This window comes from Halomonas sp. SIMBA_159 (assembly GCF_046536035.1).
GTDB classification, from domain to species: domain Bacteria; phylum Pseudomonadota; class Gammaproteobacteria; order Pseudomonadales; family Halomonadaceae; genus Vreelandella; species Vreelandella venusta_A.
This window is the reverse complement of record NZ_JAWJBT010000337.1, coordinates 1-287: the sequence shown is the minus strand read 5'-3', so window position 1 is coordinate 287 and position 287 is coordinate 1. Positions and strand designations below refer to the sequence as shown.

Below are 287 nucleotides of genomic sequence, written 5' to 3'. Positions count from 1 at the left end.
CAGGAAACAGTGCAGGTAAATATGCTCGGCACCGCGGTCTGCCGCCATTTTCACGGCCGCTTCAATGTGATCTTCGTGGCTGTGAACACCGCCCGGTGACATCAGGCCCATGATGTGAACGGCTTTCCCCGCTGAGATAGCGCTGTCCATGGCTTTGACCAGTGTAGGATTATGCTGGAATTCACCGTCGGAGATGGATTTTGCTATGCGGGTCAGATCCTGATACACCACGCGGCCGGCACCGATATTGGTATGGCCCACTTCTGAGTTACCCATCTGGCCATCAG

The 287-nt window shown here is 55.4% G+C and carries 1 pseudogene; it reads right to left on the bottom strand.

The window, feature by feature from the left end:
• Window positions 1-287: pseudogene (locus R0J87_RS19525) on the bottom strand (2,3-bisphosphoglycerate-independent phosphoglycerate mutase); the annotation flags it as partial.